At 33.0% G+C, this 8,301-nt stretch carries 8 protein-coding genes and 1 pseudogene; 8 read left to right on the top strand and 1 reads right to left on the bottom strand.

The features are described from left to right. Positions 1–390 precede the first annotated feature (390 nt). The 5 genes and pseudogenes from FC57_RS09945 to FC57_RS09925 all read left to right on the top strand — a co-directional run bounded on the left by FC57_RS09945 (position 391) and on the right by FC57_RS09925 (position 4,770). Positions 391–663 carry a MoaD/ThiS family protein gene (locus tag FC57_RS09945; protein WP_007125837.1) on the top strand — a complete coding sequence of 91 codons (273 nt, stop codon included), beginning with the start codon at positions 391–393 and terminating at the stop codon, positions 661–663. A gap of 64 nt (positions 664–727) precedes the next feature. Continuing rightward, positions 728–1,465 carry a HesA/MoeB/ThiF family protein gene (locus FC57_RS09940; RefSeq protein ID WP_007125836.1) on the top strand — a complete coding sequence of 246 codons (738 nt, stop codon included), beginning with the start codon at positions 728–730 and terminating at the stop codon, positions 1,463–1,465. Next, a complete protein-coding gene (locus FC57_RS09935; RefSeq protein ID WP_007125835.1) occupies positions 1,462–2,673 on the top strand; it encodes an MFS transporter in 1,212 nt (403 codons plus the stop codon). The genes FC57_RS09940 and FC57_RS09935 overlap by 4 nt, the downstream gene beginning before the upstream one ends. Positions 2,674–2,976: 303 nt before the next feature. Further along, positions 2,977–3,834, top strand: a pseudogene (locus FC57_RS09930) (IS982 family transposase). A 96-nt stretch (positions 3,835–3,930) separates the two neighbouring features. Continuing rightward, positions 3,931–4,770, top strand: a complete 840-nt coding sequence (locus tag FC57_RS09925) for a DUF4145 domain-containing protein (RefSeq protein ID WP_007125833.1) — start codon at positions 3,931–3,933, stop codon at positions 4,768–4,770. Positions 4,771–5,148: 378 nt separating this feature from the next. Here FC57_RS09925 and FC57_RS09920 read toward each other — a convergent pair whose 3' ends face one another. After that, positions 5,149–5,721 carry a TetR/AcrR family transcriptional regulator gene (locus tag FC57_RS09920; RefSeq protein WP_040529483.1) on the bottom strand — a complete coding sequence of 191 codons (573 nt, stop codon included), beginning with the start codon at positions 5,719–5,721 and terminating at the stop codon, positions 5,149–5,151. Between the two features lie 88 nt (positions 5,722–5,809). Between FC57_RS09920 and FC57_RS09915 the strand changes: the two genes are divergently transcribed. From FC57_RS09915 to FC57_RS09905, 3 genes are all read left to right on the top strand, one after another. Then, a complete protein-coding gene (locus tag FC57_RS09915) occupies positions 5,810–6,976 on the top strand; it encodes an alpha/beta hydrolase family protein (protein WP_007125831.1) in 1,167 nt (388 codons plus the stop codon). Between the two features lie 15 nt (positions 6,977–6,991). Next, positions 6,992–7,642 carry an NAD(P)-dependent oxidoreductase gene (locus FC57_RS09910; protein ID WP_007125830.1) on the top strand — a complete coding sequence of 217 codons (651 nt, stop codon included), beginning with the start codon at positions 6,992–6,994 and terminating at the stop codon, positions 7,640–7,642. Positions 7,643–7,980: 338 nt separating this feature from the next. Beyond that, positions 7,981–8,223, top strand: coding sequence for a hypothetical protein (locus tag FC57_RS09905; protein WP_040529482.1), 243 nt, complete (start codon positions 7,981–7,983; stop codon positions 8,221–8,223). Positions 8,224–8,301: the final 78 nt, after the last annotated feature.

Below are 8,301 nucleotides of genomic sequence, written 5' to 3'. Positions count from 1 at the left end.
GATTTAACTAGCACCACGCGTATTTGAATATTTAAATTGTATCTCTTTAGATTATTAATTTTAAATAGATTGTGTATGTAATAAGAATGTGTAACAAATATGATACTAAGAATATTTGATCTTAATTAATTGATTTATTATTAATACAAATAAAGATAAAGGGGGCATCAAAAATGATTTGGTGGGAATTACCAGTACTTTTAGGTTAATTTGAGGCTTATTAAATAGCGTTAAAACTTTTTAAACACTATTTAAAGTAAACTGAAAATTAGTAAGAAGATAAAGAAAGTCACATACTGTGATCCTTAAAACAGATTTGTAAGGATAAACGGTATTAATAATCATTGTCTAGTATTAGAATCTGATTTTAATGAAAAGAGATAAGGTCAAATGATTACTGTTCAATTAAGAGGTATTGCTGAAGGTAGATTGGGAGTAAATCATATTGATTATGATTTACGTTTAGGTTCAAAAGTAAAAGATATGATTCAAAGAGTTGTATCTTTAGATGAAGACTTGAAACATAATATTTTTAATACCACGTTAAATGAGCCTAGAAAGTTATGTAGAGTTTTAGTAAATGGAAAATTAGCCAAGTTTAACCAAACAATTAATGCGACTGATAATGTTGCATTAGTAGGTGTGGTTACTTGTGACGGTTAATTTAAGAGCTTTTTTTGGGGGTCTGGAAATATCCAGGCTCTTTTGCTTAAGAAAGGAATAGAAAATGATATTTGAAAATTCTAGATATAATCGACAAATTCAAATGCCAGAAATAGGTGAAGAGGGTCAAAAACGCTTAAGTAATGCTAGTGTAGTTAGCGTAGGTGCTGGTGGAGTTAAGTCACCGTTGCTTTATTATTTAGCAGCTGCTGGAGTGGGAAAAATTAAGATCATTGATTTTGATAAAATTGAATTAAGTAATTTGAATAGACAAATATTGTATACCACTGATGATATTGGAAAATATAAAGCTAAAGTTGCTGCGAATAGATTGAGGCATTTAAATCCAGAAATTCAAATAATTGACTCAGAAGAAAAAGTTACACCTCAAAATATCAATACTTTATTATCTAATTATGATATTGTTTTAGAAGGTGGAGATGGTCCAGAACAACGTTTAATGGTCAATAAATATTGTGTAGATAATAATATCCCTATGGTACATGTTTCTGCACAGTATGGCTATGGTTATGTACTGACTATGCTTGATGCTAAAGTAGATCCGTGTTTACAATGTGCATTTCCAGATTTAGCTGAAAGTCGTAGAGGACCAGTAGCAGTTTGGGGTATAGGAACTGGTATTGCTGGTGTAATGGGTGCTAATGAAGTTTTGAAGATTATCTTGGAAAAAGGAGATTTAGCTCGTGGATATCTGCTTTGCGCATCCAGTTTTTCAAATGATTATTATAAAATTCCAATCCCTAAACTTTCAGATTGTCCAACCTGTGGCAAAATAAAATGATCGCTATAAATAAAGAAAGATTAATTGAGCGAGCTGCCTTACTAGCTTCTGGCGTAGATTCTTTAGGAACAGGCTCGTTCGTTAGTATTTCAACTATTTTCTTTTTGAATAATAGTCATGTCAGTGCAACTTTGATAGGAATAGGGCTGACTTTATCAGCAATATCTGGCATGGTTGCTTCCGTACCTGTTGCATACCTTGCTGATCGATTAGGAAAATTAAGAATATTTTCGGTATCTTATATATTAAGAGCATTTGGAATGTTGTTATGGCAAGGGATAAAAGGAAATATTAGTTTCTTAATTTTTATGACTTTGTTTGGAATAATTGATCGATCCGCAGCCTCTTTAACTAGAAGTTTAATAGTTGCACCGTTGAGTAAAGAAAAAGCTTCGATTTTAATGGGAAATATGGCTTTACCAACTAATCTGGGATATGGTATCGGTGCTGGTATAAGTGGAATAATAAGTTTTTTTAAATTAAATTTATTTATAGCTTTGATTATTAATGCTTTTTCTTTTATATTAGTTGTTTTAATTTATAACTATGCTTTAAAAGATGTTGATGTAACGTCAGCTAATATTAAGCGTTCACCATTAACATCTTTTAAAGCAATTGAAAGTTCCTTAATAAATAAAAAAAGATTTAATTTGATTATTGAAAACTTTATTTTTTCATTTCATAGGACTTTACTAAACGTTTATATTCCTTTGTTAGTTGTAAAAAATTTTACTAACTTAACATGGATGGCACCTACTGCGTTTGTATGTAATACTATTGTTATTGCTCTTTTTCAAGGTTTTGTAAATAAAATTGCCGTTCAAAAGAAAGTTTATGATATTTTTTGGATTATTTCTGGATTCTGTTTAGGGATATCATTTTTTGGAATAGTTATTTCTAACATTAATAATACAAAAAAGTTTTATTTAATATTACTAATATTGTTAGTTATTGTTCAAATAATAGCTGAGTTATTTAGTTCTGCAGCTCTAGCTGTTTATATGGTTGAATTTAGTAGATCTCAATATTTGACTTTGGATTTAAGTGCTATAAATTTGGGAGGACAATTACAGAATATTGTAGGACCAATGATATTTGGGGAATCTGCTACTTCTAATTTTTTATGTCCTTTGTGTATGGGAATTCTAACGTTAGCTATTACTATAAATGAATTAAAAAATAAAGTAATATTAAAAAACTCTAACTAGAAGATTAACATAAAGTTTTTAAATTAATAAAGCCGGATTATTAAGCATAATTAACCTTGGTTTATCAGTATAAACCAAGGTTAATTTTATTAAATTTTTTAATGGGTAACGTCTACTGTAAAAAAATAATAGTGAGACATAAACAAAAAAAGAGAAACCATCGTAAAAGATTAGATTCTCTTCTTGATGAAAGTAAAATTGTTATATTGAATACGCATGGTGCTAGTTAAATCGTTTTAGTTAATAAAAAAGTCCAATCGGACTAGACTCAAGTTGTAGTATCAAAAAAAGAGTCTGATCTGATTGAACTGCCTTAAGCTTAAGCGTTTTAGCCACCATTTACAAGTTAGTTTTAAAGATTTAGTGGTAATTTGTCGGCACTGGTATCGTTTGTATGCACCGGCTGAGTTTACTCATCGGCGAAATATTGATCAAATTAAAACTACGGACAGTCTGATTTTGGCTTTACTTATCTGGCAAGCTAAGACAGGAATTGAATCACAAAGAAGATTCTGTGAATGTTTCAATTGTTTATCACACTCACGTTTTAATCGGCGTTCACGTCAGCTATTGCAATTGATTTATCAGATACGGCAAGAAATGAATAAAAAGGTTGACCTGAATGGACAGTTCTTGATCATTGACAGCTTTTCGGTACCTGTTTGCCAACCAATTCGCAACTATCGTGCTAAAATTTTTCGCGGTTATGCCAACATTGGTTATAAGGCCACCAAGAAAATTTACTTCTATGGTTTCAAAGTTCATGCCATTGTTAGCGATGACGGTTACATTCTTGATTATGTCGTAACAAAGGCATCAGTTCATGATGCCAGGGAGACAGTTGAACTGATGGAAAATACCCATCCATCTAATTACTATCTTCTTGGCGACGAAGGCTATTTAGGCAAAGAACTGCATCAACAGCTAAAACAAATGGGTTACGAACTTTGGACACCATATCGTAAAAATATGACAGGAGCTAAAAAGCACAATGATCATCAATTGATGGCTATTCGCAGAACAATTGAAAGCGGCTTTTCGCTTCTGACCTATTACAATACCTAGAACAATCGAGCACGTAGTCTGATAGGCTTTCAAAGCCGGTTGGAAATTGCAATTTTAGCTTATAATTTGGCTTATTGTCTAGAACGATTTAACTAGCACCACGCGTATGGATTTATATAAATAGATGTGCTATATGTTATATGCTGAAAAGTTGTAAATGTACTTAATTGATGTAGTAGGGAAGATTGGATTATGGAAGAGATTGAACCTTTTGTTGATGGAAGAGAACGAAGCTTACGATGCCCTTTTTGTTGTAAGCCTGGTTCAACCACATCTCATTATATGAAAAGAATTTTTAACACTTCTTCTCAAGGTATTAAAAAGGTGTCTTTAACCGATTGGTCAAAAAAGAATAATTTTAAAGGAGACTCAAATAATCAACAAATACTTAATAGAAGTGTAGAATTTTATTCAGCTACTTGTAATAATTGTGGTAGTGAGAGTATATATGTAGAAAATAAAATGATGGTAGAGGATGTGCCGACTCCTACACAGGCTGGTATATCTGTTAATACTGCTAGAAATGTGATATTATTGCAGAAATGCATATATCCAGAATCACCTATACCTGATATATTGCCAGTCCCTTCAGAATCTATGCCAGAAGATGTTAAAAAGATTTATAACGAAGCAGCCAGTGTATTTAATAAATCACTGAGAGCCTCTGGCACATTAATTCGAATCACTTTAGAAACTTTATTGAAAAATCATACGGAAGCAGATGCAAACAGTTCATTAAACATTATGATAGGTCAATTAAGTCGTACAATGCCATCATTTATTACAGAAATGATGGATAACATTAGAGTTTTTGGAAATTCTAATGCACATGCTCATGAAAATGAATTGGATAGATATAGACAAATTAATGAAACTGAAAATAAGGAACAAGTAATAGAGTTATTTACTTTTGTAAATTTGATTTGTGATCAAATGGGTTTATTGGCAAAATCGCATGAGATGTATGAAAGAATACCTGATACTAAGAAAAATCAAATAAGTAAACGCAATAAAAAATTTAAAAAAGAGTAATTAATATAGGTTCTCAGATATATAGGCATCTACCCCACAATATCTGCCACACAGTTTTTAGAAAAACAATAAAGAAGCCGACATTGTAGGCTTAGGAAGTTGGGCTTTCTATGCTTCTAGTCAGCATTAGAAAGATTCATTTAATATTATAAAGTTTTATTTATCAGCGTTTTGCGAAGATAAGTAAAGCTTTATTTTTTTGAATTAAAGTAAATGATGCACACACTTCTGCACACGTTTTTGACCGTGTGCACGAAAGAAACTCTGAGAGTAGAACAAAGGTTATAATAGCGGGCTTTATGCCCGCTTTTTTGTGTGCTTTTATCAAATTTTAAATATAATACTTTTACTTATCAAAAGCTGTGAAAATAGCAAAATCTAATCAATCATACTAAGTTCCCCTGTTCTCATTTTGAAAAAGAAAGTAGCCATTTCTTTAGCTGAATATTGAGGATGCAATGTCCAGAATCGAATGATACCAATTAAAGCTGAAATTCCGTAAAAAGAAAATAAATCCTGCATATCTTTTGAGATATTTAAGTGCATGATAGGATGCGATAATTCTTCCATCTGCAATAAATAATTCATCAACTTATTAGGGAAAGCTAGATCACCATTCCCACTTAATAGAATCTTCAACGTGTTTAAATTTTGTTCAAAAGCCTTTAAAAAGTTAGTTAAGTACAGAATTCCATTATCAGATTTGGCAGCTAATTTATCTAACATTTGATTATGAGGCTTAGTGATTTCCGTTAAAAGATTCTGCTCAATTTCTTCAACAATGGACCACTTATCATCAAAATGACGGTAGACAGTAACTCGATTAACGGCAGCTTCAGTCGCAACTTCATTCATAGTAATTTTATCTAAATTCTTGTGTTTCATTAACTGTAAAAGCGCCGTTTCGATTTTCTTATTTGTCTGATTGTTCTTATTGATATATTTATTCAAAATGCAACACTCCATTTAATTTTGTAGTTAAAGTATAACCGATTTTCTTATAAGATTAGACCAACAAATAAGAAATGAGGAAATAAATATGACAACTACTTTTAAGAAACACTGGTCAGACTATAAATATAATGACAATATGCTGCAAGATGCTTTGATTAAACACGTCATGGATTTGATGCCATATCGTATGAGTGATGAAGGCGAAGTGCTTGAAGTAATTATGAATATTAAAGAAAGCGACGAACAAAGCTGGATTAGTGCTTGGAGTAATATGGCAGCTCATTTACAAAATCGAGCTCATCATTTTGAGAAGGATGGTAAGAAAATTAGTGCATCTAGCAGTTATTTACGTGCTTCAACTTATTGGCGAGTAGCATTAATGTACTTTGGTGATTGGGAAGATCCTCGGATGAAAGATTACTCTCAAAGAAGCCAAGATTGCTATGATCGCTCTCTTGAATTAAGTGGCTATCCAGGTGAAGCGATAAAGATTCCTTATGAAAATACATATTTGCCTGGTCATTTTTATCGCTCGCCATATGTTAAAGATGAAAAAGCACCGTTGCTAATTGTAGTTCCTGGTCGAGACACCTGGGCAGATGATACTATCTGGGTAACTGATGCAGCAATTAAACGAGGAATTAATGCTTTAACATTTGATGGTCCCGGCCAAGGAATGGCTTTGAGATTGCAAAACTTAAAATTTAGACCTGACTTTGAAAATGTGCTGGGACCAGTAATTGATTTTGCACAAGGATTAGATGAAGTAGATGACAATCGAATCGGTGCAATGGGGATGAGTTTTGGTGGCTTTCTAGTTCCCAGAGCTGTTGCATTTGACAATCGTTTAAAATTTATTATTTCGGATCCAGGCAACATGAACTGGGGTGGCATGATTGCTGGACGTTTAGAAAAGGCACTTAAGATGCCAGCTATAATTAGACCTAAGATGATTGACTTTGTTTTAAAAGATTACGAATGGAAGCACGGGGCAACTGATAAGACAATTATTAATGAATTGCAAAAGTACAATAATACAGATATCGTTGATAACATTAAGACAAAGACTTTAGTATTAGATGGCTCTGCTGAAGTTACACATGGTGCTGCTAAAAAGTTCTATGATGCTCTAAGTTGCCCTAAAGATTACATGTTATTTGATGAAAATTCCACTGCGCAGCAGCATACGCAAATGGGTGGTTACGCAACTGGAACGGAATATATCATGAATTGGATTGAAGATAATATTTAGACTGGGTGATATCATATGAAAATATTTTTAATAGGTGCTACTGGTCGAACTGGTAATGATGTGTTAATGCAAGCTTTAGCACAAAATGATAAAGTCGTTGCCTACGCTAGACACCCACAGAAATTGAGTGAACATTCCAACCTGAAGGTAATTAAAGGAGAGCTGACTGATATTAATAGAATGTCTAGAGCAATGAAGGGCTGTGATGCAGTTTTGGTAACGCTGGGTAATCCAATGTCAAATAGTAGTGGTCGGCTATTTACTTTTGCAATTCCAAATATCATTAAGGCAATGGATAATTCTAGTGTTAAAAGATTAATTAGTCTATCTGCTTTGGGTGTAGGCAAAACATACGCTAATACCAGGTATCCTTATAAGATGGGTGCTAAAGGATTTTTGAAGGGAAACTTTGCTGACCATGAAGCTGGAGAGAACAAATTGCCTGAATCGGATTTGAACTGGACGACTGTGCATCCTGGTCCTTTGTTCAATGGTCATAAAACTAAGAAGCCGCTAGTAAGGGATGCCGAGTCGGGATTCAAAATGCCAGGTGCGCCACGTACTTATCGCGAAGATGTGGCTCAAGTGATGCTTAGAATAATTGATGATCCTAAAACATATGGTAAGCAATTGATCATGTGCTCAAAACAAGATAATGTGAAATAAAAAGCTATAGTGAGTTAATTATTTGGCATGTCAATATCATTAAAAGACTCAAATCCTTATGGTCACCATATGCAGATAAAAAGCTTGTTGATTCTCGTTGAATTCGACAAGCAATCGTTGAATCGCTTGTCATTGTAAGAAAAAAGCTTGTCGACAAGCGGGAGACTTTCGATAAGCTAGTAATGATGAGGGTGGAAGTTCAAGTTCTCTAGTTACATTAAGCAGTATATTAGACATAGTTTAAAAGCCATGTCTTTTTTTGTTGGAAAATAAAAAGTACGTTTCGTTATATCTTTTTGCAAAACCAACTACAATAAAAGGTGAAGAAGGCGTTTTTTATGACAAGAAAGTATGAAAAAGAAGTCAAAGAAGCAGAAAGCGTATTAGAGGATAAAAAATTAACTGACAGCGAAATCTCAAAAGAGTTAATTTCTGAAGACAATCCAACTGAAAATGTTAAACCATCTGAGATTGATTTCTTACGTAAAAAGCCGGATTTAGCAACTCAAATTGATTTTACATTGTTAGGCGACCTTGCTGGAATGTCCAAGGAAGCTAAGGCAGAAGCAGCTGCTGAATAATGTGAATGAAAGATAAATATAAGCCCATTGCTTTAAATTAGAGCAATGGGCTTTTTCTTTTCTACGTAAAGTCAAGTA

Origin of the sequence: Lactobacillus ultunensis DSM 16047, assembly GCF_001436305.1 — a bacterium.
GTDB lineage: Bacteria > Bacillota > Bacilli > Lactobacillales > Lactobacillaceae > Lactobacillus > Lactobacillus ultunensis.
Note: the sequence above shows the minus strand (reverse complement) of the source record. Positions and strands in the feature narration are given on the sequence as shown.

Excerpts from the sequence above, each read along its gene's own strand:
- FC57_RS09945 (WP_007125837.1), top strand. The coding sequence starts at position 391 with ATGATTACTGTTCAATTAAGAGGTATTGCTGAAGGTAGATTGGGAGTA.
- FC57_RS09940 (WP_007125836.1), top strand. The coding sequence starts at position 728 with ATGATATTTGAAAATTCTAGATATAATCGACAAATTCAAATGCCAGAA.
- FC57_RS09935 (WP_007125835.1), top strand. The coding sequence starts at position 1,462 with ATGATCGCTATAAATAAAGAAAGATTAATTGAGCGAGCTGCCTTACTA.
- FC57_RS09925 (WP_007125833.1), top strand. The coding sequence starts at position 3,931 with ATGGAAGAGATTGAACCTTTTGTTGATGGAAGAGAACGAAGCTTACGA.
- FC57_RS09915 (WP_007125831.1), top strand. The coding sequence starts at position 5,810 with ATGACAACTACTTTTAAGAAACACTGGTCAGACTATAAATATAATGAC.
- FC57_RS09910 (WP_007125830.1), top strand. The coding sequence starts at position 6,992 with ATGAAAATATTTTTAATAGGTGCTACTGGTCGAACTGGTAATGATGTG.
- FC57_RS09905 (WP_040529482.1), top strand. The coding sequence starts at position 7,981 with ATGACAAGAAAGTATGAAAAAGAAGTCAAAGAAGCAGAAAGCGTATTA.